20 protein-coding genes are annotated in these 25,698 nt (G+C 41.0%); 16 read left to right on the forward strand and 4 right to left on the reverse strand.

Annotation, left to right across the window (positions count from 1 at the left end):
• Nucleotides 1–9 precede the first annotated feature (9 nt).
• The 10 genes from EDI28_RS13720 (at nt 10) to EDI28_RS13760 (ending at nt 12,522) form a co-directional block, all read left to right on the forward strand.
• Nucleotides 10–726 (forward strand): sensor histidine kinase, encoded by a 717-nt coding sequence (locus EDI28_RS13720; RefSeq protein ID WP_164918556.1) that lies wholly within the window; start codon nt 10–12, stop codon nt 724–726.
• A gap of 106 nt (nt 727–832) precedes the next feature.
• Nucleotides 833–1,078, forward strand: coding sequence for an NAD(P)-binding protein (locus EDI28_RS27340; protein ID WP_233353373.1), 246 nt, complete (start codon nt 833–835; stop codon nt 1,076–1,078).
• Nucleotides 1,079–1,144: 66 nt separating this feature from the next.
• On the forward strand, nt 1,145–2,269 hold the full coding sequence (locus EDI28_RS13725; protein ID WP_233353374.1) for a flavin monoamine oxidase family protein: 1,125 nt from the start codon (nt 1,145–1,147) through the stop codon (nt 2,267–2,269).
• A gap of 144 nt (nt 2,270–2,413) precedes the next feature.
• On the forward strand, nt 2,414–3,004 hold the full coding sequence (locus tag EDI28_RS13730) for a GNAT family N-acetyltransferase (protein WP_164918557.1): 591 nt from the start codon (nt 2,414–2,416) through the stop codon (nt 3,002–3,004).
• A gap of 110 nt (nt 3,005–3,114) precedes the next feature.
• Nucleotides 3,115–3,444, forward strand: a complete 330-nt coding sequence (locus EDI28_RS13735; RefSeq protein WP_164918558.1) for an EF-hand domain-containing protein — start codon at nt 3,115–3,117, stop codon at nt 3,442–3,444.
• Between the two features lie 901 nt (nt 3,445–4,345).
• Nucleotides 4,346–5,440: a phosphotransferase enzyme family protein gene (locus tag EDI28_RS13740; RefSeq protein WP_128784456.1), complete on the forward strand. Its 1,095-nt coding sequence runs from the start codon at nt 4,346–4,348 to the stop codon at nt 5,438–5,440.
• Complete coding sequence (locus tag EDI28_RS13745) at nt 5,421–6,827, forward strand: MATE family efflux transporter (protein WP_233353375.1); 1,407 nt, start codon at nt 5,421–5,423, stop codon at nt 6,825–6,827. The genes EDI28_RS13740 and EDI28_RS13745 overlap by 20 nt, the downstream gene beginning before the upstream one ends.
• Nucleotides 6,828–7,367: 540 nt before the next feature.
• Nucleotides 7,368–8,954 carry an aminotransferase class I/II-fold pyridoxal phosphate-dependent enzyme gene (locus tag EDI28_RS13750; protein ID WP_128784457.1) on the forward strand — a complete coding sequence of 529 codons (1,587 nt, stop codon included), beginning with the start codon at nt 7,368–7,370 and terminating at the stop codon, nt 8,952–8,954.
• A 69-nt stretch (nt 8,955–9,023) separates the two neighbouring features.
• The gene (locus EDI28_RS13755) at nt 9,024–11,042 is read left to right on the forward strand and encodes a glycosyltransferase (RefSeq protein ID WP_128784458.1); all 2,019 of its coding nucleotides are present in this window, start codon (nt 9,024–9,026) and stop codon (nt 11,040–11,042) included.
• Between the two features lie 148 nt (nt 11,043–11,190).
• Complete coding sequence (locus EDI28_RS13760) at nt 11,191–12,522, forward strand: MATE family efflux transporter (protein WP_164918559.1); 1,332 nt, start codon at nt 11,191–11,193, stop codon at nt 12,520–12,522.
• 53 nt (nt 12,523–12,575) lie between these two features.
• Here EDI28_RS13760 and EDI28_RS13765 read toward each other — a convergent pair whose 3' ends face one another.
• Nucleotides 12,576–13,436 carry a LysR family transcriptional regulator gene (locus EDI28_RS13765; RefSeq protein WP_128784460.1) on the reverse strand — a complete coding sequence of 287 codons (861 nt, stop codon included), beginning with the start codon at nt 13,434–13,436 and terminating at the stop codon, nt 12,576–12,578.
• Between the two features lie 146 nt (nt 13,437–13,582).
• Between EDI28_RS13765 and EDI28_RS13770 the strand changes: the two genes are divergently transcribed.
• The 3 genes from EDI28_RS13770 to EDI28_RS13780 all read left to right on the forward strand — a co-directional run bounded on the left by EDI28_RS13770 (nt 13,583) and on the right by EDI28_RS13780 (nt 16,009).
• The gene (locus EDI28_RS13770) at nt 13,583–14,581 is read left to right on the forward strand and encodes a haloalkane dehalogenase (protein WP_128784461.1); all 999 of its coding nucleotides are present in this window, start codon (nt 13,583–13,585) and stop codon (nt 14,579–14,581) included.
• 15 nt (nt 14,582–14,596) lie between these two features.
• Nucleotides 14,597–15,211 (forward strand): short chain dehydrogenase, encoded by a 615-nt coding sequence (locus EDI28_RS13775; protein WP_128784462.1) that lies wholly within the window; start codon nt 14,597–14,599, stop codon nt 15,209–15,211.
• A 114-nt stretch (nt 15,212–15,325) separates the two neighbouring features.
• Nucleotides 15,326–16,009, forward strand: a complete 684-nt coding sequence (locus EDI28_RS13780; RefSeq protein WP_128784463.1) for an MOSC domain-containing protein — start codon at nt 15,326–15,328, stop codon at nt 16,007–16,009.
• A 51-nt stretch (nt 16,010–16,060) separates the two neighbouring features.
• Here the strand turns inward: EDI28_RS13780 and EDI28_RS13785 are convergent, their stop codons facing one another.
• Entirely contained in the window at nt 16,061–16,312 is a 252-nt protein-coding gene (locus EDI28_RS13785) for a hypothetical protein (RefSeq protein ID WP_128784464.1), read from the reverse strand.
• 246 nt (nt 16,313–16,558) lie between these two features.
• The gene (locus tag EDI28_RS13790) at nt 16,559–18,835 is read right to left on the reverse strand and encodes a bifunctional diguanylate cyclase/phosphodiesterase (RefSeq protein ID WP_128784465.1); all 2,277 of its coding nucleotides are present in this window, start codon (nt 18,833–18,835) and stop codon (nt 16,559–16,561) included.
• A gap of 938 nt (nt 18,836–19,773) precedes the next feature.
• Here EDI28_RS13790 and EDI28_RS13795 point away from each other — a divergent pair.
• From EDI28_RS13795 to EDI28_RS13805, 3 genes are all read left to right on the forward strand, one after another.
• Nucleotides 19,774–21,048, forward strand: a complete 1,275-nt coding sequence (locus tag EDI28_RS13795; RefSeq protein WP_128784466.1) for an ankyrin repeat domain-containing protein — start codon at nt 19,774–19,776, stop codon at nt 21,046–21,048.
• Between the two features lie 625 nt (nt 21,049–21,673).
• A complete protein-coding gene (locus EDI28_RS13800) occupies nt 21,674–22,714 on the forward strand; it encodes an alpha/beta hydrolase (protein WP_128784467.1) in 1,041 nt (346 codons plus the stop codon).
• A gap of 129 nt (nt 22,715–22,843) precedes the next feature.
• The gene (locus EDI28_RS13805) at nt 22,844–24,628 is read left to right on the forward strand and encodes a mechanosensitive ion channel family protein (RefSeq protein WP_128784468.1); all 1,785 of its coding nucleotides are present in this window, start codon (nt 22,844–22,846) and stop codon (nt 24,626–24,628) included.
• Between the two features lie 38 nt (nt 24,629–24,666).
• Here EDI28_RS13805 and EDI28_RS13810 read toward each other — a convergent pair whose 3' ends face one another.
• The gene (locus EDI28_RS13810) at nt 24,667–25,593 is read right to left on the reverse strand and encodes a LysR family transcriptional regulator (RefSeq protein WP_128784469.1); all 927 of its coding nucleotides are present in this window, start codon (nt 25,591–25,593) and stop codon (nt 24,667–24,669) included.
• Nucleotides 25,594–25,698 lie beyond the last annotated feature (105 nt).

Here is a 25,698-nt window from a genome sequence, read left to right on the forward strand (position 1 = left end):
GTGAACACGTTGGATGAAGATAAAACACCGTCAGCCAAAAGCCTTCGATATATTGAACTAGTCAATTTGGTTGAAGAGTTAAAAAGTAATATAAAAAAACAGAAAGAGTTTATTGATAGAGAAGAGTTTTTTTTGCGAACAGTTAGCCATGAACTACGCACTCCGATAGCGATTATTTCGACAAGTGGTGAATTGCTTGAACGACTGGCACTGACAGGTGCAGCACAGCGTGCAACCGATAGAATAATGTACGCTGTGAATAATATGAAAACTCTTGTTCAAACATTACTTTGGGTATCAAGAAAGAGTGATACCTCTCTGCCTGTTACAGAAATAGATGTACAGGCAATGATTTATAAAATAGTGGAGGATAATAAATATCTTTCTCAGGGTAAAGATATTGAGCTCAACTTCGACAAACTCAATAGCGGACCAGTAATAGTTGGCAATTACGGTACTATTCATTTGGTTTTAATAAATCTTATTCGTAATGCCATTCAGTACACCCATCAAGGGCGTATTATATTTGAAAACTCCTCCTATACTGTCACTATTAAAAATCCGACTAATGAAGCTGCTTCAGAGAATAAGGTAGAATCATCATATGGTATTGGACTGTATTTGGTTGAAAAAATCTGTAAGGCACAACAATACAAGTTTGAGATAGCTGCAGAAAATAATACTGTTGAAGCAAAAGTAACTTTCGACACAATGATAACCGATTGATAACTGTACTCGGGTTACGCTTAGGGTTGTTGAGGAGAACTATACCGTAAAGTGTTGATTGGTTTCCTTAATAGTAGTAATCAATCAAATATTCAGAGGAATCAATATGACTTTAACTAGAGCATTGAAATGTGTGCTTCCGGCAATGAGTATCGTAGCTCTTTCATTGTGTAACGTAGCCAAAGCAGAGCAAACAGAGTATGACTATGTTGTAGTAGGCGCAGGGGCTGCAGGCCTTTCTGCAGCGTATACACTTCATCAATCGAACGAAGACTATACGGTGCTTGAGAAAACCAATCGTACAGGTGGGATTGCTGAAAATGGTCGTAAAGGGAGCTTTCACTATGCATAAGGTACTGAGTACTTAGGAGAACCGCACGGTGCACTTCGAAATATTGTTAATGAACTGGATATACCTATGGTGGAAATACCAATGCCAATGGATGCCAGTTATTTTGACGGGAAAATGCATATTGGTGATGATAAAATTGCTCGGCTCACTGCCGAAAAAGCAGGTAAACAAAATTTCCAACACTTCTTATTAATGCTAAAACAAGCAATCAATGGTGCTCCTAAAGAAGATTGGAAAAAGCTGGACAATATTACTGCCAAACAATGGTTAAATGACAATGGGATTTCTCCGTTTATACAACGTAGATACAATGTTATGTCTCGGGGGCTCTTTGGTGCCAATTTTAGTGATATTTCTGCACTTAGTTTAATACCTGAAGCCGCATTCGATTATGTGGGAGTAACGTCGTATGACGATATTTTCCAACCTTCAAATAATTCAGATTCTTGGACAACGGTACAGGGTATCGCGTCAATTACTGATGCTATCGCCTTAGAGTTAGGTGATCATATTAAGTACAACTCAGCTGTGATTGAGATCACCAGGCTCGGTAGTAAATATAAGGTTATTTTTAATAGCAATGGTAAAAAGTCTTTCATTATTGCCAATAAAGTTATACTGGCAACTCCATCACCGGTAAGTGAATGGATAGCAAAACAGGTGCTTACCACTCGTCAAAAACAGTTATTAAGTCAGATCGAGTATGCACAGTACATCACTGTAGCTTTATTCTCCAATACGCCTATATTTAATAAAGCTTTTGATTTAGCTATCCTAGATGGAGATGTTGTTACAGATCTTTATGATGCTACTTGGGTAGAGCGCCATTATAAACCTACGCTAAAAAACGTTAAAGAGTATATTGCCAGTGCGTACCTGGCACCGAAAGGTGTCTCCGATAAGTCATTAATGACCTATAGTGATGACCAGATAATGAGCATCATCAAAACAGAGCTGTCCACGATTGTGCCTGGCATTGATACTAAAATAACAGGTTTTGACATTAAACGGTTTATGCATGCTTATCCAGTAATGAGTCCGGGTTCCTACGGCCGTCTTGAAGAGCTCAAAAATAGCTTTAAAGGCATATATTTGGCTGGTGATTATATGGAATACCCAACCTTTGAAGCGGCAATTAGCTCCGGTGCGGATGCAGCAAAAAAAGCGATGAAGCACACTGTTCCTAAGTAGCTCTGTCACAATTAATGGTTTTGCGCATATTTCAACAGTTAATAGTTAATAAAGTTTGCGATGAATAAATTGAAGTTTGAGAAATATAGTAATATACATTTTGATAGTTGTGTGGAGTTAATAAAGTCCACGTGGTGTTTTCATTTGGATTTTATTAACATTCCCAATGAAAGTGTTGTCTATGAATATTATCTGAAGACATGCTTGAATTGGAATCAACATCTTGATGTGATTCTGGATGAAAATAGTAACGTAAAAGGTGTTCTTTTTGGCAGTAAAGAGGATTCATCGATTATCAAAGAACTTCTATTTTTACGAAAAGAAAGACAAATTAATAAATGGAAGAATCAACATCTAAACATTGGTGCATTTGGCGAGCGAAGGAAAGCGGAAAAATTGCTTGCTAATTTTAAATATAATGATCAACAAGGTGAGAGAGATGCAGAGTTGTTTGATAGTGAGATTAATTTATTCATAGTAAGTCCCGAGTTGAAAGGTAGAGGACTAGGCCGCAAGCTAATGGACCGCTATATGGACTTTTGTCGAAGCAATGAAATTGCTACCGCGTTTCTTTGGACAGACGCAGATTGTAATTACTCCTTCTATCAAAAATATGGTTTTAAGCTGCATGATGTATTTCAATCCTCTAATTTAATGCATAATAATAAACACAAAGAAACAGCTGATGGGATGATTTTTTATATAGATGTGAAAGAACAACCTTTTGAATTGTAAAACCTGCAATTTTCGAGGAAGACTCTTTCTATTGAACCTTGTAAAACCACACTGTTCTTATGGTTAAATGGGGTTATAATTGGATTGGGGAATTGGCAAAGGAGAAAGCCATGAATCGTTATATTTTACCGATATTACTAGGTTGTCTTACTATTTCTCTGTCAGTTGATGCTATCGAAAGAGGAAATGGTAGAATGAGCATGTCTCAACCGCCTGTATTTTCAGATTTTGATGCAAACCAAGACGGATTGATATCTGAGGATGAGTTTGAGAACTTTCAGAAGGCAAGGCAGGAGCAGCGTATATCTGAAGGCCGCCTCTTAAGAAATTCAGTTTATAGTGATGGCATGTTTGATCGTATCGATGTGGATCATAATGAATTTATAGATGCGGATGAATTTCAGTCTCACCGTGGCACTATGAAGTCCTCAAAATCGTAGTTATCGCCTTAAGAGAGGAAACTAATGTTACCTCTCTTCATCAAAGCGAGTTTTTAGGCTGCAACATTTATTTTTAATTGTATTTGCTGGTTCTATCGGTGGGTTTATTCTTTTTTGAAACTTGGATAGATCACTTTCTGTAGACAGTATCAATGTGGTTTCTTTTGATAAAATAGCTCGGTACGACTGCATTGTGCGAGTAAATTCATACAAGCTTACTGCTTGCTGCCAAAGCGTTGTACGACGGCAACGGAGTCACTGGGTAAAGTGTCTTACTTTGTCTGAGCGTTTATTGAATATGAGGCCAAATTTAGAGGGTAGTTGCGCCCTTTTATTTGAAGGATCCTTGGATGAGTTGTTCTCATTAGACGATGTCATAATGCTTGTATTACGGTGTCTGCAAACAATATTACATAAGTAAGGTTGGTTGGAATTAAGTTACTTTTCAAGTTTATAGATGAGATAACGAGAACAGTTAAATTGGATATGAATTGTTCATTTTATTTAACAAAGGCTTAGGCGGTGAAGTTTACTCACGCTGGAGCGAATCCCTGATAGCTAAAAGTTGTGGAAATATTGGTGCTTCAGTTACAAGTTATAGATCGCAAACGAGACCCGGGTCACATTACGGGAGGCTATCTTTTTGCACACTTAAAGTGTTATGTGAAAATAAGTGATGGTTTTGTCAATATTAGAGTTTAACTTTCCATTGGCGCAGATAAAAAATATTTTTCCTACAAATCAGTAGTCGCTAGATTCCATTCATCATGCTGCTAGTTGTTCACATATCGGCATAACAATTAAAACTTTCTGAAGCTTCTTTCCGAGATTTATTACTCCAAGAGTAGGGTGTTGAATGAAGTTACATTATTGATTATATATTAGTGGAGTAGTAACAAGCATGGCATCAGAACCAGTGCAACGTCGTCTACAGTTTGTATTAGACGCATACAAAAAATATCCGAATGATAATGTCACGTTATGTTATTTCGGAATGGCAAATGAAGTATTCATTGTGCCAACGAAAGAAGGAAAATACGTCCTTAAGAACTGTTTTAAGAGTAATACTCGTGAGCTGGTCAGTAATGAGGTGGCATTGATAGAACACCTTAACCTGCATGGCTGTCCAACTCCGGCAATTGTAGCAGATAAAACAGGATCCCCTTTTCTCGAGTTTGACGGTAGCTATTACGTAATGACGGAATTTGTTCCGGATATGACGTATAACTGGGAAAGTGATATACCAGCGAAAGCTCATCGCGAAACCGTGCATGCGTTAGCCGATTTTCACAAGGCATCGAGAAATTTTAACGAGCCGTACCCGGGACTGCGCGTTCAGTTTTTGGATATGGCTGCGTGCCGGAGCTGGTTGCAAGATCTAAAAGAACAAATTGAAACCGCTGATAAATCGAGAGAATCGGTGGTGAAGATGGCTCGTTTACTTCCTAAGCTAATTGCTCTTGCTTGCAAACTTGAAGATGAGATATCAACGCTTGATCTAACTGTGCTGGAAAAGTGCTATATCCATGGTGACATGCACTGTTTCAATCTCTTTTATGATCAGGACGGAAACTACACCGGAGTGATTGATTTTGATTTCTCTCGTTACGATCATCGCCTAACAGATATCTACTGGAGTAGCCGGATATTTTTCTTCCGTGAGCTTCGGAAAAAATATAGCAGAGAAGAACTGAACTCAGAAGACTTCGATGTTCCGCAAGCTATCGTTGAACAGATTTTATATGACAACTGGCAGATGATAGTCAGCGAATACCGTAAAACATCCGGGTTAACTGCAGAGGAGCTGTTACTAATACATCTTTTTGTAGAGGCTGTACCTCTTTATATTGTTCGGTTCTTCAATCTGACTAACAGTGAAGAAGAATGCCTGAAACATTTAGACTGGTTTGAATGGGAGCTTTCTCGTTTGGAAAGGGATAGTCAAGTGTTGCAAGTAGTCATCAAGAGAGTGTTGGATGAACTTGATTCAAAATAGAATGCGATATGTAAGGCCTAATCTGGCGCGTCCGATCATAAAGTTAGCGATGCCTATTATGATACAAGGTGTTCTTTTTACCTTGATGGGTTTTGTTGACTCACTGATGATTGGTCAGCTGGGGGAAGGAGCGATCTCGGGTCTGGGTAATTCCAGTCAGCTTCTATCATTTAGCTTCCTGTTGTTTGCCGCGTTGTCGACAGGGGGAAGCATTATGATTTCTCAATATTCTGGTGCGAATCAACAACAAAAGCTGTTACATGTGGCGCAGAGTATGGTGACGACAGGCTGGCTTTGTGGTGTGTTGTTAGCCTCTATCTTCTTTTCTTATGCTGAAGAATTGATAGCAATATTAACGACAGATGTATTTCTACCTCGTGAGGAATGGTCTGAAGTACCTGTAATTGCCGGAACATATATTAAAATCGTTGCACTTGCCGTACCTAGTATGTTGCTCTCGCAGATGATCTCTGCCGTTTTTAATTCTACGGGGAATACTAAGACACCGGTAAAAATATCGATTTTTTTCAATGTCGTTAATTTTGCAGGTAACTATATCCTTATCTTTGGGTTGCCTATCCCGGGTATAGTGGAACCGTTATTTACACCATTAGGGCTACGAGGTGCGGCCTATGCGACGTTTATTGCAAGTGTCGGGCAAAGTCTGGTTTTACTTATTTGTTTCTTCCGAAAATTCCGAATTGTTAACTTATTAGTCCCTGAGTGGACTTCATTAAAACAAATTATAGAACTAGGTTACCCCAATACCATCGATGGTTTTTACTGGCAGGGGGCTCGCGTATTTTATACTGTGCTCATGAATTCGGTAGGGGCTATAGCCTATGCTGGTTATGCCATTATTCGAACGTTTAAGGGGCTATTCATGCTGCCTGTAGGAGGCTTGCAGCAAGCAACCGCGATCCATATTGGCAAGCTGTTGGGAGCTGGGAAGTTTCGTCAGGCTCAGGCAAGTGCCAGCAGTGCGATTTTTGCAGGATTGGCAATAATGACGATCCCTGTTGTATTACTTATTCTCTTTGCGCATCCGTTGCTGAGTTTGTATAAAATTCAGGCTGAAACATATGACTTGGCTTATATGTGTATTTGGATTCTTGCTTTTTCTCTCTATTTTACCTCTATAAACTCGGTGATTCCGGGGTTGTTGAGAGCAGGGGGAGATGCTAAGTCGGTAATGAACACCACGTTGATCAGTTTCGCCGTGGTGGGAGCGCCTGCGAGTTACATTCTTGGGGTTTGGTGTGATTGGGGGCTTATCGGCGCCTTTGTCGGAATATCACTGGAAGAAGTCTTTAAGGCGGGTTTATTTGTTCGCCGAATGCGATCTGGGCTTTGGGTGAATAACTTAGTTAGATCTAATCTTAGATAATAACTGGTGATAGTTTGCTTCACAGTAACAAAGCGACACATAGCCTTTGTGTCGTTTTGTTTTCTTTTCCTTTCATTGGTTCTTTGATGGGGTTTATCAGAGTTATAGGTATGGTTTTTATTAGTATGTTTAAAAGTTAATATCGCTATAGATTTAAGTGTGTTTATTTGTACTCATATATTACTTCAGCAAGGTTAGATATGTGGCAAAATGGATAGGTCTCTAATAATAGATTGATTTTTTATAACACCATGACTTTTTATTATGCGAGGTATTTCTTGCTTAAAAAGTTGTTGTAACAACTTTTCTCTTAGTTGCTTGAAGTGCATCGCAAAAGCTAATTGTTTGATTTATTGTTTAGATTTACGCCTGTATGCTCTTGTTTATGGTTGTTGATATGATGCGTGAAATTATTTTAACTATTCTTTTGTTAATATTTTTACGCCATGTTTCGACAGCCTCGCGGTATTACTATGCTGTTCTATAGACTGAACCGATACAGAATATATTTAGTTATTAACTATTAAGAGCCGTAGAGATATGGGGAAGCTTGATCAGCGCGAAACACCAATATTTAGCAATTTAAAGAATGAATATGCGGCAAGGAAGATTGCTCCTTTTCATGTACCTGGGCATAAGCAAGGGCGAGGGATAGACAAAGAGTTTTATGATTTTATTGGCCCTAATATCTTCAAGATAGATGTCACTATATTTGAGATGGTTGATGGACTTCATTATCCCAAAAGTCACATAAAAAAAGCCCTAGAACTTACCGCAGAAACTTTTGGCGCCAAAGAAAGCTTTTTCACCGTGAACGGCACTTCTGGTGGTATTCAGGCCATGATCTTATCAGCTATAAAGCCCGGTGAAAAAATCCTAGTTCCACGGAACATCCATATATCTGTCAGTGCTGGGATTATTTTAGGTGGTGCAACGCCTGTCTATATGCAGCCAGAAATTGATCCAGTTAACGGTATTGCGCATGGCGTTTCACCAGAAACGGTTAGACAGACCCTTTTGCAGCATCCGGATGCAAGTGCTGTTTTAGTTATTAACCCCACCTATTACGGAATAGCAACTGACCTCGTTTCTATTGTCAACATAGTGCATGGCTATGATATTCCTTTACTTGTCGACGAAGCACACGGTCCGCACTTGCAGTTTGCGGATGATCTCCCTATCTCTGCAATGGAAGCCGGTGCTGATGCCTGTACTCAAAGCACACATAAATTGACGGGTGCGTTAACACAGGGCTCCATACTGCACATTCAGGGGGATTTAATTCAGGGAAACCGGGTTAGACAAGTGCTCAACATCTTACAGAGCACCTCGCCATCTTATCCCTTGCTGGCGTCACTAGACGTCGCTAGAAAGCAGGTTGCCTTGGATGGAGAGAGCCTGATTGGACAGGCTATACGCAATGCTAAGTGGCTAAGAGGAGAGATTAACATCATATCTGGCATGCATTGTTTCGGTGAAGAAGTTCTTGATCGTCAAGGCGTGTTTGCGTTTGATCCTACAAAGATCTCCGTCAGTGCAAAAACGTTGGGGCTAACAGGTTTTCAGCTCGAAAAAATTCTCACGACCGAATACAACATTCAGGTTGAACTTTCAGATTTTTATAATGTGCTTTTTATCACCAGCTATGCCGACAGCAAGGACGACCTCAAGACGGTACAGCATGCACTCAGAGCTATCTCGGCACAATATACTCCTTTGGCACATAAAGGCGACGTACCAGCAGTGAATTACCTTAGCACTACGCCAAGGATGCTTGACAATCCCAGAGACGCTTTTTTTGCCGTTAAGACCAAGTGCCAATTAAATGAGGCCATCGGGAAGAAAAGTGGTGAATCCATTATGGTTTATCCCCCAGGTATTCCCATTTTGTATCCGGGGGAAGAGATTACAGAAGATATTATCCACTACATTGAGATGCTGAAATCAACCAATGTCTCCGTGCAAGGCCTGGAAGACTCAAGCCTTGAATACATTAATATAATTGAAGATTATGCTGTTTGTCCGGTAGCTTCTATGCCCCCTCCAGTACAGGATTGTTCAGATGTGATCGAACAGAGTCCATCTAATACAGAAGTGTTTGAGCCCGCCATAATGAATACTGGTTAAGAACTCAATCTCATTCTTAGTTCAGCAGGTACAGCTTCTTTAGACATCCACCAGACAACGAGTTAAATAATGATAATTACAGACCTTGCAATAGAGACTCTCGACCAACATGTTTATCTGGGAGAATACGAAAAAAGGATAAACAAGCTTAAACTGGATTTTATCGAACTCCAGGGATATATACAGGCAAATAAAGAAGACGTTATCTTTCTAAAAAAACAGTTCCAATCACAGCTTGAAGCGCTGAGAGGGTGGGTCTGTAAACATGGTGAAAAACTGGATATTACACGCTGCTCGTCGTTGTTAGCGGTACCGGCCCAGCAGTTGGGTGAGGACGAAAAACTTATTCACCGGATATGGATGGGAGGTGGCCTGCCAGAGACAACTAAAAATGCCATTGCGCAATGGGATCTTGCTATTCAGGCGGTAAAAGATAACGCCTATCAGAGTGTACTGTGGGTATGGAATGAGGAGCAGCTTAAAGACGACCCTCATTTTATTGCAACAGGGGGAGATGGTGAATATACCCTCGGTCAATATACATTCGGTGGCCATATTTCTCATGTTAACTCTCTACAGGCGTTAGCAATAGCGCAAGCCAGAGAATACTTTGGTGTAGTTAATAAGCTGCACGACAATGGCTATTATGCAACCCTGTCAGACTATTTCAGGTTTATGATTGTGATCGAGTTTGGTGGCGTTTATATGGACAGTGACACAATTCCCTATAAACCTGCCACCTTGTTTCTGGCTAAGCCTGAAATCCCTGATTATAGTCACTACGTGCAGGATGATGCCGGAGAGTGGCAATTGCACCGTCTCGACTGGATGAACCTGTTCCTCGATGAAACAGGGATGATTATCGCCAAGAAAAATAATCATTCACTGCGCGAACTCCTCAGTAAATTGAATAGTCACTACCTTCGCCTACCTGAAGATATACCGTTCAAAAACAAAGAGTTCGAGCTTTTTGTTTTTGAACAACTTTATGACGATTGGAAAACTCACATTGGTTGCAGTTTTATAAGCCACGATGAGTTGACTCAAACCTACTCCGCGCTGTTCAATCAGCAGAGCGAGCCGGTTCTTTGTGGTATCCGGGGCATGCGCTTATCACATGATATTATCACTGGTATTCACCTCCCTTTGAGTGATGACGAGAGTCAAAGCTATGATCGCTGTATCACTAATCTGACGAAAGCAAACTGGACACTGAACAACTCGCTTGAGCTGGCTCAAATTAGTGATGTATTCTCCTTAGATGAAGTGCCAAGAATGGCTTACCCACCACAGCTTCGCTCCGATATTGAGCATTATCACTACTACAACGTATTAAGCGCTGACGACAACCTGGATCGAGTCAACAACCTGTTTAGTGATTATATGATCGCATGTAATCAAGACTCCATTGCTCGTGGTCAATATTGGTATGGCAAAGAGTCTGAAGTAAAGGAGGACTCATATACTTGTAAAGCCAGCGGGCTGAGGGCAAGAAATGCCGTTAGGTTTGTGCCGGGGAAACAAACCAGTGATATCGATCAGCATGAAATGGCGAAGCTGATTTTTGAAACCAGCTATCTTGAATATTGCTCAGCTGGAAATGTGCTTGGACTGAATCTGATCGAATTGCAGAAAAAGCAAAATATTGAGCCTTATATCACTTTGCTACAAGGTGTTTATGACTCTGGCTCGATGAGTTCGTTTTTAGGCTTTTTCATCGCTGGGAGCAGCGGCCAGTTTTATGCCATCAAAGCTCCGTATTACTACCGAGATGAAATGAAAGCTGTTGATGATGCTTATGATGATTTCGTTATGAGCAATCTTAGAGAAGATGATTACTTTATTAGTACGGTAGCCATTAAACACAGCGCAAGAGGACAGGGGGCCTTCACTCAGATATTCAACAAATTGAAAAGTGATGCACTGGCACACAGCTGTAGCAGGATCTTACTCACGGTCTATGCCAGCAGCGACGCACTTGCGATTTACCTGAATAAAGGTTTCGAAATCATTGATACCTTCGACTATGTACAGGATATATTCTTCGACAAGGTACATTTGTTAGTTTACACGTTGAGTGACCAATAAGGTCTGTTGGAGCCCCCCTTCTTTGCCTATCACCACAGCTGTAAAACTTGGCCTTAACGGTTGATTTTACAGCTGCCCGACAACTAAAGAGAAGCCGTCAGCGATTGCTTAGCGACTTTCTCAGCATTATTAAAGAACCCTGAATCTAGTGAAAGATATACATAAGAAAATACTCCAGATAGCCGTCCCTATCACCCTGCAAGGGCTTATAACATCAACGATTAATCTCGTTGATGTTTTTATGATAGGTCAGATTGGGGAGGCTGCTATAGCAGCAGTAGGATTAGCTAACCAGATTATGATGTTACTGATCATTTCCCTATTTGGCGTAAGCAGCGCTGGTGTCATTTTTGTTTCTCAGTTCTACGGGATTAAAGATTTCTCGAGCATTCGTAAAGTTATTGCATTTTGCAGCCTACTGGCCTTGGTCGTCACCGCTGCTTTTTTCTGCGCTGCTTTTTTTATCTCCGATGTATTGATGCAATTGTTCACGACAGATGTCGACGTGTTATTGCTAGCTGAGAACTATCTTAGAATTGTCGCTATTTCTTACTTTTTTTCAGCTTCGACCATTACTTTGGCTCAAATGCTTAGCGGTATTGGTCATACCAAAGAAGCCATGTATGCGAGTGCATTAGCTCTGGTTATCAACGTTGCACTGAACTATGTGCTCATTTTTGGTCATTTTGGCTTCCCTCAACTCGGGGTTGCAGGGGCTGCTATTGCAACAACCTGTGCCAGGCTGGTCGAGTGCCTGTTGTTATTCTTTTTAGCGCATTCCCGAAATTACCCTGTGTTTGTTTCGCTGAGTGACTTTAAGAACATCGAGCAGAGCTTTATTTATCGCTATCTGAAAACTGCGTTGCCTGTGATAGGTTCTTATACTTGTTGGGCATTGGGCACTACGACACTGATGGCTATTTATGCCCGAATGGGGACGGATACCCTAGTGTCCGTTAATATATTTAATAGTCTTGAAAAAATCGCTATGACTGGGATCATTGCCTTGAGCTGTGCCACCGGGATAATCATCGGCCACGAGCTAGGCAGGAATAATATTGCCAAAGCTGTCAGCATAGCTAAAGAAATCAATATCATCGCCGTTATCTTTGCTGCTGTCATCGCCGTTATTTTGGCCAACTTTATCGATCCAATAATTGGCTTGTACGATCTGGAATCTGGCACTCGGGTAATGGCGAGAAAGCTCACCTTGTTTTTTTGTTTGTTGCTGCCGCTGATCACTGTGAACTCAATAAATATGATGGGTACGCTGAAGTCTGGAGGTGAAACCCGATATATCTTTCTCGTTGATACTGTTTGTATGTGGGGAACCTCAGTACCGCTTGCTATGGCATGTGTGCAGTTAAACTTTCCAGTAGTGTATGTTTACCTGATAGCGATAGGAGGAGGTGAGGCGGTAAAACTAACGTTAAGCGGCGTGCGCGTTGTCAGGTTAAAGTGGGCCAAGAGCCTGACCTGATTAAGTTGATTCTGCTAGGCTGAATCGATCAGTTATAAGGAGGTCAATGAATTTCACTCATAATCTTCGAAGAAATTCCAGACAGTCATTCCTACAGGTCCCAAAGCTTTGCTTTTTAGCTTGGCCACATAAACAGGTATTTCCATTGTCTTTTGGGTATTCAACTGGATGAGTTTCTTTTCTTTAATTTCTTGTTCAAGATCGTGCATGGGTAATCGTCCCCAGCCAAGTCCGCTGCGTATTAATGACTTCTTCGTATTATGATCAGATACATACCACTGAATACCGTCCTTCACGATGCCAGAATCAGGACTTGTCTTGTATGACGATTTTACGACGACTTGTGGGTAAGTGATCAGGTCTACTTGGCTGATCTTGTTCTTACTTGCTAAAGGGAAACGGTCTGAAATAAAGACTGGGAGTTTACAGTAGTCTATACAGCGGTACTGTACTCTGGCATCTTGTTCAAAGCCACCATAGATACCAATATCGACTAAGTCATCCAGCAACATTCGTTCCCCCGATGCAGTTTCAATGTCCAAATGAATGATCGTTTTCGGAAATTCTTGTTTTAGTTTCCCCAGCAATTGGGTGACTTTATCCATGGCAAATATAGCGCTAATACTGATCCGTAGCTCAGTCTCAACTTCACTGTTCATCTGGCGGGCAAATATATCAAAATCATTGGCTTCACTGAGCAAATGCTGAATTTTGTTGATAAGTACTTTTCCATTGCGTGTCAGCTTGGGCCGATAGGTATCCCGAGTAAAGATCTCAATCTGGTAATACTCTTCAACCTGTTTTACTGAATATGAGACGGCAGAGCGTGCTTTGAACAGCCGTTCACTGGCCTTGCGAAAGCTGCCTTCCTGGTGGATCACGTTGATAACGTGTAAATGTTCTAATGCAATCATGGTCAAATAATATGACCGTTTAAGTCTAAAAGCTATGCTTTTTTCGGTCATCATTATTGAATACAGTTAACACATCAACCGCACCCAAGTGCCTCTGTCCAATAATCAGTGGGGTACTTTCAAGGTGGTCGGAATAATAGAACAGTATGACAAAGCAGCCTAGTGAGGAAGTGGAGATGAACCAGCAGATCCTTCGAACACCGGATGATGCATTTGCAGCCCTAGTGGATTATCCGTTTGTAGCAAATTACTTGGAAGTCGATGGTATGCGAATGCACTACCTTGATGAAGGGAAAGATAATGAAAAAACGGTATTCCTGCTTCACGGTCAACCGTCGTGGAGCTATCTATACCGACATATGGTGCCTTTGCTTGTCGATGCTGGCTATCGCGTGATTGCCCCTGATTTAATCGGTTTTGGGAAGTCAGATAAGCCTGCAAGCAGTAACGTCCATTCATACGGAAATCATGTTCGCTGGATGACCAGTTTCGTGCGTCAACTAGGGATCACAAATGCTGCTGCTTTCATGCAGGACTGGGGAGGAATGATTGGGTTGAGAGTGCTGGCACAGGAGCCTGAGTGGTTAGATCGACTTGTGGTTTCTAATACGGCACTTGCAGAAATGAAAGGCCTAGAAAAGTTCATGGTGCCCAAAGTGCTTAAGTTGATGGCGGCAATGGCAGGTAAGCCAAGCATCAATAAATTTGCCAATAATATTAATTACGGCAACTGGGCTGGTTATTTCAGACATTCCGCCCATCTAGAAGTAGGCCAAATTATCCAAACGCTTACGACTAAGCAGCTCAGCACTGACGAAATGCAGGCTTACGACGCTCCGTTCCCGACGCCTGACTATTATGCCGCGCCAAGGAAGATGCCAGAGATTGTTGCATCTGAGTTGGATCAGGTAAACGCGGATTGGGAGAAGTTAAAGCAATGGCACAAGCCCGTTCTTACATTGTTCAGTGATAAAGATCCTTTCTTAGCCGAGCAAGGTTATGACAAAAAGTTTCAGGCTAATTTTAGCGGAGCGCAGGGACAATCGCATATAACGATTGAAAACGCCTCACATTTTTTACAAGAAGATCAATCTCAACAACTGGCTGCAAAAGTCATCAGTTGGTTAGAACAAACACAATACTAATTATCAGGAGAAGTGATGAAAATTCTAGCAATTGGTGCCAACGGTGTTATTGGCAAGGCGACTGTTAGCCATCTTCAGCAAGATCACGAAGTCATCGCAGTGGGGCACAGCCATGGCGACTATATCGTTGATATTGAAAGCAAGGAATCCATTAAGGCCCTGCTTGACAGTGTAGGAAAAGTTGATGCTATTATCAGCATGGCTGGTAGTGGGCAAATGGGCAGTCTGGATGAAATGCCTGATTCCGGTTATTACACCGTACTAAACAATAAAGTTATGGGCCAAGTAAACTTAGTTCGTCTCGGTCTTGATTACCTGAATGAGGGGGGCTCTATTACGCTTTCTTCGGGGCAGGCGGCCAATAACCCTATGCCGGGTACTGCAGCTATTGCGATGGGGGTTGCAGCCGTTAATGCGTTTGTGACAACTGCAGCTCTAGAGCTAAAAGACGGCAAGCGAATCAACGCAGTGAGCCCGGGGATGGTAAAAGAAACGATGGAGCTGTGGGGCATCGATAGCAGTACAGGCATATCTGCCAGGGATGTTGCCTCGTATTATCAAGCTAGCCTTGAAGGCCAGCAAAACGGCGAAATACTTAATGCAGTAGGGGGGCAATATGAGCCAGCCTAAACCTGTTTATCTGGTAGCTTCGGCCATGCTGCCATTGATTGAAAGATATTTCATTTGTTAGCACCTGGTATTGCTGTGGTAGTCTATCGCGAAAACAAATAGAAAGAGGTTGGTATGATACAGCAGTATTCTCTCAGCGGTGTTTTTCGCGGTAAGGTGGCTTCTCGTTATGGGATGGAAACAGCAATTGATAAGTTTGCTGTTCAAGAGGATATTTATCTTTCACCAGAAGGCTTAGAGGGTGATGAGTGTGCAGATCAAAAACACCATGGTGGTACTGAACGTGCGCTTCATCACTACCCTGTGGAGCATTACGTCTATTGGAATAATAAATACCAATCTGATTATCAGTGGCAAGCGCCGGGTATGGGTGAGAACCTTAGCTCTGAGAGTATGACGGAAGACAATGTTTGTCTTGGTGATCGCTACCAATGGGGCGAGGCCATCATAGAAGTTAGCCAGCCTCGTTCACCATGTTTTAAGCTTAGCAAGCGCTGGGGCGTGGAAAATTTTTCAGTGGATATGCAGGATATCAGCCGCTGTGGCTGGCTATACCGAGTAATTCAGCCGGGTAGGGTGAATGTGAATGAACCTTTGGTCCTGGTGGAACGATTGGATAATGCAATGACTGTGCGAGAAGTTTGCGAGTTCTATTTTGGTGACCCTTTGAATCAAGAGGGACTTCTCAAGCTCAAACAGCAAGATCGTTTATCACATAGCTGGATGGCTAAAGTCGAGCAGCGGTTAGAAACCGGTGATGTTGAAAACTGGAATTTTCGCTTGCTGGGGCATGCTTGAGTAAATCGATGAAGTAAAAGCGCGAACTATTCTAGTTCGCGATTTTTCAGTTTAGTGCAAGTTCTTTTTCGGGCCGTGACGAACAAGGTCTTTGCCATTTTCGTAAATATCTTTAGTTACCCAACGTCCTAGAAGCAATTGATGCTTATCATCTAAGACTGCAATAAAAGGGCGACCATCAGCATTGTTGGTTGCCAAAGCGACCCCAGCTACGTTCGTTAGGCCTAGCCCACCATTTTCAACAGACAGTAGAAACTTCTCGAGTTCGTCAAGGCTATCAATTATTTTTTCATCAAAGTTCATATGGCTTTCTCTTTTGCTACTTTGCAACCAACTCTTTCATTACAGCATAAGATGCTTCGGTTGCGTTGTATTATGGGTAGAAGCGGGCATTTTAAATTGTTTTAATCACAATGTTTCCTGACCATCAGCCTATAAAGCCGATTATCTTCGTACTGTACAGCTGATGTATGATGATTTGAACTATCAATGTATTGATTGTGGAAAAATAGAGCGACTTACAAATGCTTAGTACAAAAAAAAGACAAGTTATATTTGCACCATTTCATCATTTAGTAATATAGAAATTTCTGTAGGGCTGGCAGGTTTGCAGAATAGGTAACCTTGAGCCATATCGCATCCAAGTTTTTTTAGTTCATTCGCTTGTTCTGGTTTCTCGATTCCTTCGGCTACTACTTTACAACCTAAATTGTGTGCCATTTTGATCATTGAACTAACTAAGAGCTGTGTCTTAGTGTCGATAAGCAAGTCATCAATGAAGTATTTGTCTATTTTCAGGCAATCAACGGTAAGGTGTTTGAGTGACGCGAATGATGAATATCCGGTTCCAAAATCATCGATGGCCAGTAGCACTCCTAGTTTTTTCAGTTCTCGAAATACTGACAGGTTTTGGTGGTGCGTTTGCACCACAGTTTCTGTAACTTCTAATTCCAAATCAGATGCAGTTATACCAGTATCATTAATAACTCGCTTGATTAAAGGAATAAAATCAGGATCGAGAAAATGATTAGGAGAGATATTGATAGCAACGCGTATGTTTGCCAAACCGAGCTTTTTCCAGCTAACTAGTTGCGTACATGCTGTCTTGAGTACGTGTTCAGTAAGCTGCTTTATCATGCCTATTCGTTCTGCTATAGCGATAAACTGGACAGGAGAAACTTGTCCTAATTCAGGATGATGCCAACGAGATAACGCTTCAACGCCAACGATCTTTCCTGAATGTAAATCATGCTGGGTTTGATAAACAAGCGATAAGGTGTTGTGCTCGATTGCTTCCCTGAGGTATTGCTCTACTTTAAAACGATACTCAGCCTCTGTAGTAAGTACTTTGCTATAGAAAGCGTATTGGTTTTTACCGTGATCCTTTGCGGTGTAAAGAGCGGTATCTGCTGCTTTCAACAAGCTCTGAAGATCTTTACCGTCTTCAGGATAGAATGCGATTCCAATGCTACAGGTTTGTATGAACTTTCTGCCAGAAACATCGGATGGTTTTGATATGATGTCAAGATAACGTGCTGCAATGCTTGCAGCAATCTCTTTATTTGTTGCCTCTTTAACAATGATGCAAAACTCATCACCACCAAGTCGTGCTAAAAAATGAGCACCCAAGCCAACTGATGTTAGTCGATTTGCAATTTCCTGAAGATGCTTGTCACCAACATCATGCCCCAGACTATCATTGATATCTTTAAAATTATCGAGATCAAGGTAAAACAAGCTGAATTGGTTGTTATCTATTGAAGATCTTTCTATCAATGTTTCAAGATTGATAGAGAAGTGATTTCTACTGGAGAAGCCTGTAAGTTCATCAATATAGGCTAGTTCTCGTATACGTTTTTGATTGTGATCTCGCTCCATAACAATACCAGCAAGCATTGCTGCAGAAGTTAAGGCTTCTGACTCCTCTTCGGTAGGTAATGCTGGGTGGTTATAGTACATACCAAACGCACCTAATACTTTACCCGTAGAGCTTATAATTGGCTCAGACCAACAACAACGCATGCCATGGGGAAGGGCAACATGTTTAATAGCGGCCCATTTGGGATCTGTTTCTATATCCTTAACAAGAGCTCTTTTCCCCGTATAGGTGGATGTACCACAGGAGCCTATATTAGGGCCAATTTTAAGGCCATGTACCGCATCACAATATTCTTTGGGCAGACTCGGAGCGCCACCGTGAAGAAGTGTATCTCCTTCTAACTCAAGCATTGAGCAGCGCATTCCTACATAATGGTTTTCATACATTAATGCTATTTCTGTATAGATATCGGTTGTAGGAAACCCCTTGGCGATCATTTCTAGGATCTTCGTGTTTTTCTTACTAAAGATCTCTGCTCTTTTGTGCTTTGATATATCGACATGATATCCCACCAGGCGACGAGGCTTACAGTCGGAAGTCTCTGACAGTTTAAATGCACTAGACCGAATATAAACGTAGTAGCCATCTTTGTGATGTAATCGCATCTCTGTTTCAAATGAGTCTGACTTACCTAATAAGTAATTCTGTGCCCTTTCTAAAATTACGTTCTGATCATCAGGGTGAACTAATGATTTCCATGTACTTAAATGGTCTTCAAGTTCGTTGTCATCATAGCCCAGCATCGATTTCCATCGAGGGGAGTAATAGACTTCGTCAGTTTCAAGATCCCAATCCCACACTGCTTGGTTAGTCTCACGCATTGCAATGACAAATCGTTCGCTACTTTTATTTAGTTCGTTAGTAAGTAGTTCATTTGTCTCATGTATAGACGCTAATTCAGTACGCAATTCATTTACTTGTATTTGCAAGTGGGGATTTGTTTTCATTTGAATTAGATTCTTATTTATTGATATTGCACTATATTACTGAATGAACTGTCAAATTAACAGAGGGCAAGTCAAAACATTGACGTTGCTCATCATGGGTAAATGCTATTTAGATCAATAACTTAAAAATTATTTAGTTAGCGATTGTAGTAATAAGCTATTGATTGTTAAGTGTATTTTTAGATGCGTTAATTGTGAGTGGTGGTTATATTGATTTAACTTCAGCATAGGAAGGTAGCTTTAAATTAATTATAAAGTTGAAACTCTTGATATGAAACCATGCGTACTTGTTATAATTATTAGTGCACCGTTATGAGTATCAGGCTTAGTAGTTTATGGTAAGTTGAAATAGCATTAAAAAAATTTGTCAAATCAAAATTTACTACTATTACAGTAAGGCATTCCTTTAGATAGAGCTGAGCAATAGTAAATATATTAATATTTACTCAAGTTATTATTATGTGATGGTTGTAACTGTAATGTTCTAATGATCCTGAATTCAAGTATGATGCCGTATGCCGTATGCCGTATGCCGTATGCCGTATGCCGTATGCCGTATGCCTGATGTTAGAGTAGGGATTAAAGGGCGAAAACGAGAAGTGCTAACTATCTGTTAGCTTAGGTGCTTTACGATAGAATATACACAATGTTTGATTATTTGAAATTGGCTTTTTGGTACAAGACATTGAAATGCAATTCATTTGCATTACAGTTGGATATCTTTGCTATAGTTCAGCTTAAGCTGAGGAAGAACTTGCAGTCGGCCAAAAAAGAATTGATCCATCATCGTTGTGCCAAATATCGTCAGCTTGTAATGTAATAGACGAGAGTAGTTTTGTTGCTTTCGTTAAAGTATCGTACAGGTTTGATCGAGATCAGAAGATGACTATTTTCTATCTCATACACTTATACTACGTGTATGAGATAGGTATAAGAATATGAGAATTATTTTCAAGACACTAATTTTTATTATTTCCTTAATTCAACTTATAGGTTGTGTTAGTAAACAAAATTTTTTAGTTGAGAACGCAAATATACCTACCAGTGAGAAAATTGCTCATTTAGGCGGGGAGAATGCAAGTTTTTCCTATGCAGCCGATCATGATGCATATAATGACAAATGCCAAACGTTGGTTGAGTGTGCAATATATACAAATGATTACGAGTTGGCAGAATGGTTGATAGAAAAAGGTGCGACAAGAAAAAGTTATATATTGGAAGATGATTATCGATATAAATATCGGCATGTGATAAATGCTCCATTGCGTTTTAGTTCTAGTGATGAAGAAGCCAATAAATATTTAAAACTATTGTTAGATAATGGGTATGATTCTAACATATGTGGTTATGGTTACTATTCACCTATTAATCTTGCGTATAAATTAGGTTATACAAAATCCTTTACAACTTTATTAGGAAACTTAGAAAGAACAAAGGATGGATGGACAAATGTCAATAAATATATCTCTTGTGATGTGCCACATCAAGAAGACAACATAGATGTAAACCTAAAGTGGGTTAGTGAAAGTGCAATAATGGACTTTGCAATTGATATGTTTGATAAAGATAAACCTCAACAACTGGACATGATAGCATTGCTGCTTGAGGTCAGTGATAAACCAACGTCTGTGAACGCTGATAGTTCTTATCGGTGTGGGAAATATGCTTATGGTTCAGCTTTGTTTTATGCAAAGTGTAGAGGGAAATACGAAGTCTATGATCTTTTGGCAAAGTACTATTTAACTACTGAACGATTAACAAATAAACAAAAGAAGGCTGTGTTTGAGCGTGCTGAAAGGCTGGAACGTGAGGCTCCTAGCGCAGCTGACTTGGCGAAACATAATGCTGAAATAAGAAAGCGTAACCGTGAGTATGAACAAAATCTGAGATCTCAAATGGATGCGGCCTTTTCTGATGATACGTCACCTGTGTTTAATAATGAGTATCAAACAGTCGCTGAACAGCTTGGATTAAATAACTCTGTTACATCGTCAATTAGTATCCCAGTTCAAAGCTCCTCCTCAACAAGTGGTGGCTCAGGATTTCACTTGACGCGGGAAGAGATACCTGAGTACAAACCTTATAAAGAAGAGGACTTTTGTAAAGATTACCCTAAACATTCTGCTTGTAAAAAAGCTGAACCCATTAAATATGATCCTATAGTTATAACTCCTTGTAAGTCTTCATATGGAGCTTGTGTTCAAGTTGAATAATTAATGGTCATAGGGGGAAATAAAATGGGCAGACTGAAGTTTGTCCATTTTTCATTAGGTTTATCTAAATTTCAAATAGACCACCACAAACTTGTAATGGGATATCTAAATTTTGTACAAAGCTAATCAACTGATTTTTATTTGTGTATTTTTTATGATTAGAGGCATTCAGTCATACTGAATACGTGGGATTTGGGCTGAAGTCGAAAACGGAAAATATACTCAAATACTATGCCTAATCATACCTTTTAGTGAAATCATCCTTCTTAATGTCAAGGTTGAATCTGTTTTTTACGGATACCATGCAGATATCATTGGTGATATATCTGCTTATAATTTAAGACGTGAGCCTGACCACCATGTAGAAGAGAAAAATCAAATAGGTGGAAATAATCACGATTAGAGGTAAGTGTTTTTTCATGTGTTTTATCCAATTCATTGTTGCTGTCTTTGAGTGAATTATTATTGCTATTACGGCCATCTGCTATGAATTAGAGAAATTCTCTTTTGCTCTTAAATAGACCCAAAATGAATTTCTCTAATTCATGGTGATATTTTACGTAGGTTTTAATAATGGTCATCAAGCGCAAGGACGCATTGTTTGAATCCAAGTTGAGGCACCATTATGAAAATAAACTCTTTACGTCATATAATTCCAGCAATTTTAGTTGGACTTGCTTCTAGTACAGCTTTTGCTAAGACAACCCTAAGCGAACGTTCAATACCAACTCCTGTTGGTATATCCGCAGAATTCTCTCATGTGATTGAAAATAGAGAAATGCCACTCACCATTCCTGTGCCGGAATCCACAGAGGCTTGGATTGCGCTTCAAAATAATTTTGATCGGGCTGGGATTGAACTTGCACGAGGGGCACTGGAGCGTTTAGGCGTGACGTATGAAGCCAAAACATTTGCCGGTGTGGATACCTTCTTTGTTTCACCCAAAAATATCGCGGTTGAGTATGAAGATAAGTGGTTGATTCACCTCCATGGCGGTGCATTTGTCTTTGGTGGGGGAGAATCGGCACTGCGTGAGGCTGCTTGGTTGGCAAATGGTCTAGGTGCACAAGTCATTTCAATCGATTATCGTAAGCCGCCACTTCACCCTTTTCCAGCCGCGTTAGAGGATGCAGTAGCAGTGTGGAAAGAACTCATCAAAAAGCAAAAGCCCACGTCTACAGCCATATTTGGTACTTCCGCCGGTGGCAACCTGACGCTTGCGACAACGCTTAAGCTTCAAGAACTAGGATTGCCGTTACCTGGAGCGTTGTACGTAGGTACTCCGGCTGTCGACTTAAAAGAGACTTCTGATTCTTGGTATGTGCTGGAAGGATTAGATCCACTTGGTCAGCGTGATGGTCTAATTCAAAGTACATTAGAGTTATATGCAGGAGGGCAGGAGTTGAATAATCCTCTAATCTCTCCTGTTTATGCCGACATTGAAAGTTTCCCACCAACCATCTTTTTAACCGGTACTCGTGATTTATTATTGAGTGACACCGTGCGTATGCATCGCTTACTACGGGGTGCCGACGTGGAAACAGCATTGCACGTTTATGATGGCCAGTCGCATGGTGATTACATGCTGGGTTTGTTGGCTGATATTCCGGAGTCTGAGGATGCAATAAAAGAAATTGGTCAGTTCTTTGATATCCATCTTAATTGATGGTCGAAACAAGGGTGTGTTGCTTCTACTGCCAAAGCAAAATGAAAGGCTTGTGTATTGACTGCACAAGCCTTTAACGCAGCTATAGGCTTCTCGCATTTATCTTTCTGAATAATAGCGTGGTTACCCATGATCAAAATTCTGATTATGCTGTGCGTTTTTCTTACTACAAGTTTACCGGCAGTGGCATCAAGCGACTATGTGTTTGCTGATACTTCGAGTCCGAAGGCGACGGTAGAGAGTTTTGTGGCTTCATCAGATGTGTTGATCGAATACTGGCGTAATGAACAGTTAGAAGCCCCTCAAGCACAGCATGCCTATCTGCAGGTGATGAGAACGATGGACCTCTCTCAAATACCAAACCGAAACCGTACCGTGGTTGTAATGGAGCGTGTATTGTTGCTGAGAGAAGTGTTAGATCGGCTGGAAGGAGATGCTCTGTGGGAGGCACCAGCACTAGAAAGTGATAGCCTTGTGTCTGTTGAGCGTTGGCGTATTCCAAATACTGATCTTGCTATTGTTCGGCATGATTTAGATGACAAGCAAGGACAGTATCTTTTTTCTCCGGGGACAATGCAGCAACTGCCTAGGTGGTATCGAAGTATGCTGGTTCTACCTTATCGAGATCAAGGTAGAGTGGAATACTATCAAGAATTCTTGGTTAACCCGGGGCCGTTGTTTCCAAAACAGTTTATTCAATCATTACCATCTCAACTCATGCAACTCTATGGTCCGTTACCGTTGTGGCAATGGGGATCGCTAGTCGGGGTTTTCTTTGTTTGTAATTTTCTTATCCGCTTGAGTTTTTTCCTGGGAGAATATTGGAATGCACGTTGGGAAGTGAAGGGGATTAAGTGGAAAGTGGGTAAAATCCTTTCCTTGATTGGTGTAGTGGTGATCCTATTTCTGGCCCGAAAGGTTATCGATGATGGGATATGGATAACCGGTGGGGTTTATCAATTTCTATCGTCAACATTTTTACTTGGGCAGTTTTTCTTCGTGTCTTGGTTGATCATGGCGCTATTCAATTATTTCGCCACCATTTACGCCTTCAATAAGCATAATGGTCAGCATGTTGATTCGTCATTAATCACTGTACTTGCTCGTATTTTTGGTGGCCTGACAATAGTCATTTTCGGTGTTTATATTATTGAATTCATGGGGTTTTCGATTTCGCCTATTCTTGCGGGTATTGGTGTTGGCGGTTTAGCTGTAGCGTTGGCTATTCGTCCCGTATTGGAGAACGTGATTAATGGATTAACATTGTATGCTGATGGTGGTATCAAAATCGGTGAGTTATGCAAATATGGCGACAAACTTGGTACGATTGAGAGTATCGGATTGCGTTCCACGCGCATTCGTACGCTAGAGCGGTCGTTGATTACTATTCCAAACTCTGAATTTGCCAATATGGAAATAGATAATTTGGAACGACGTGATAAACGCCGTATGGAGCACGTATTCAGAGTTCGTGCTGAGCTGACACAAGATCAGTTAAAACTGTTGCTGGTTAATACCCGTCGTATTTTGCTGCAACACCCCAAACTGGAAGAAGAGCCAGTCAGAGTTCGTTTTATGGGAGTCGGCGAATTTGCCGTCTTAGTGAATGTGGTGGCCTACATTCGATGTCGGGATCATGAGGAGTTCATGGCGGTACAGGAAGATGTGTTGTTTTCAATTGTGCAGCAAACAGAAGCTGTCGGCGCTCAGCTTGCTTTTTCCAATCAATATCAGTTTGCTGGTAACCTGGCGGCTATCGACGAGGAGCTTAAAGAGAAGGCAGCCCAAACGGTTCAGCACTGGCATGATTCAAGTAATTATCCTTTCCCAGATTTTAGCTATGAGTATAAATATGAGATTAAGGATAGCATTGTGTACCCTGTCAAGACATCAGCCACGAGGCAAAGTGGTTAACTTATTATCAACCACCAGAACTATGATTGGTCACATTGCTATTGAGGCTGGATAATGCGATCGAAGAAACTTTGCATTGTTTGATGTAGCAATTGGTTAAGTGGAAAGCCTCGTTTGGTTTGCAGGTAACCACCATTGATTTGTACCTGCTGTATTTCTTTGGGAAACAATGGGAGCGGATAGGTCGACACCTCAGGCTCAAGAGTTGTCATAAAGCTACTGCCATAGAGTATGGCGTCGGAATCCTTAACTTTATTGAGCAATACGCGAACGCTATGGGTAACCAGTGAACAATTTGCCTGATAGCCCTTGGATAGGTATATTTCCTCAATAGGGGCTCTTTTGGAGTTGACCCCATCAATGACCAAGCGCGCTAGAGGCAGGTGATGAATGTCTTCCCAGTCGCTGGATTTCGATAAGACGGGATGATCTCTACGAGCGACTAAACAGAGCTTAATTTCTTGCAGTTTGTGCAGGTAAATCTCTTGTGGAAGGGGAAATGCAGCAAAGTGAATCATGTAGTCAATTTGGCCATTGAGCATATCTGACAGTGATTCTGCTTGCCAGTAGATTAGCTTAAAGCTCGCCTCAGGCAGCACTTCTTTAAGCGCATTAAAAATTCCATCGCCATACAGTTCTAAGAAATAAATATTCATCGCAATGGTGATTTCGCCACTGAACTTGTCGGGCTCGAAGCTTTGATATGATTCAACCACTTTTATGAGTGGATTAAGCATCTCCTCTGAAGCCTCCGCTAGTTTTTCTGCCAACTCTGACGGCTCGACGCCATGTGCTTTACGGATAAAGAGTTGTTCACCAAAGGTTTCTCTTAGCTTAGTAAGACCACGGCTTACGCTAGTTTGTGATATCCCGAGTTTTTCTGCGGCGGCATGGGTATTGCGCGTTTCGACAACAGCTTGCAGTAACCTCAGTAAGTTTAAGTCTAAATCGTGAATCTCTTTCATATTGAGCCCCTGCTTTCTCAGACCGCCTATCTTCTTCTTATTTAGAGTATGCCAAATGGCCTGATATTCCATCGATTTATGCTTGTCTGCTTGGTCAGTGTCACC

Source organism: Photobacterium chitinilyticum, from assembly GCF_004104355.1.
In the GTDB taxonomy this organism is placed as follows: domain Bacteria; phylum Pseudomonadota; class Gammaproteobacteria; order Enterobacterales; family Vibrionaceae; genus Photobacterium; species Photobacterium chitinilyticum.

What these genes read in the sequence shown, in the direction of transcription:
- EDI28_RS13810 (WP_128784469.1), bottom strand. Translation starts at nt 25,593, where the DNA reads ATGAAAGAGATTCACGATTTAGACTTAAACTTACTGAGGTTACTGCAA.
- EDI28_RS13800 (WP_128784467.1), top strand. Translation starts at nt 21,674, where the DNA reads ATGAAAATAAACTCTTTACGTCATATAATTCCAGCAATTTTAGTTGGA.
- EDI28_RS13780 (WP_128784463.1), top strand. Translation starts at nt 15,326, where the DNA reads ATGATACAGCAGTATTCTCTCAGCGGTGTTTTTCGCGGTAAGGTGGCT.
- EDI28_RS13765 (WP_128784460.1), bottom strand. Translation starts at nt 13,436, where the DNA reads ATGATTGCATTAGAACATTTACACGTTATCAACGTGATCCACCAGGAA.
- EDI28_RS27340 (WP_233353373.1), top strand. Translation starts at nt 833, where the DNA reads ATGACTTTAACTAGAGCATTGAAATGTGTGCTTCCGGCAATGAGTATC.
- EDI28_RS13775 (WP_128784462.1), top strand. Translation starts at nt 14,597, where the DNA reads ATGAAAATTCTAGCAATTGGTGCCAACGGTGTTATTGGCAAGGCGACT.
- EDI28_RS13805 (WP_128784468.1), top strand. Translation starts at nt 22,844, where the DNA reads ATGATCAAAATTCTGATTATGCTGTGCGTTTTTCTTACTACAAGTTTA.
- EDI28_RS13750 (WP_128784457.1), top strand. Translation starts at nt 7,368, where the DNA reads ATGGGGAAGCTTGATCAGCGCGAAACACCAATATTTAGCAATTTAAAG.
- EDI28_RS13735 (WP_164918558.1), top strand. Translation starts at nt 3,115, where the DNA reads ATGAATCGTTATATTTTACCGATATTACTAGGTTGTCTTACTATTTCT.
- EDI28_RS13725 (WP_233353374.1), top strand. Translation starts at nt 1,145, where the DNA reads ATGGTGGAAATACCAATGCCAATGGATGCCAGTTATTTTGACGGGAAA.
- EDI28_RS13770 (WP_128784461.1), top strand. Translation starts at nt 13,583, where the DNA reads ATGACAAAGCAGCCTAGTGAGGAAGTGGAGATGAACCAGCAGATCCTT.
- EDI28_RS13795 (WP_128784466.1), top strand. Translation starts at nt 19,774, where the DNA reads ATGAGAATTATTTTCAAGACACTAATTTTTATTATTTCCTTAATTCAA.
- EDI28_RS13755 (WP_128784458.1), top strand. Translation starts at nt 9,024, where the DNA reads ATGATAATTACAGACCTTGCAATAGAGACTCTCGACCAACATGTTTAT.
- EDI28_RS13790 (WP_128784465.1), bottom strand. Translation starts at nt 18,835, where the DNA reads ATGAAAACAAATCCCCACTTGCAAATACAAGTAAATGAATTGCGTACT.
- EDI28_RS13740 (WP_128784456.1), top strand. Translation starts at nt 4,346, where the DNA reads ATGGCATCAGAACCAGTGCAACGTCGTCTACAGTTTGTATTAGACGCA.
- EDI28_RS13745 (WP_233353375.1), top strand. Translation starts at nt 5,421, where the DNA reads ATGAACTTGATTCAAAATAGAATGCGATATGTAAGGCCTAATCTGGCG.
- EDI28_RS13785 (WP_128784464.1), bottom strand. Translation starts at nt 16,312, where the DNA reads ATGAACTTTGATGAAAAAATAATTGATAGCCTTGACGAACTCGAGAAG.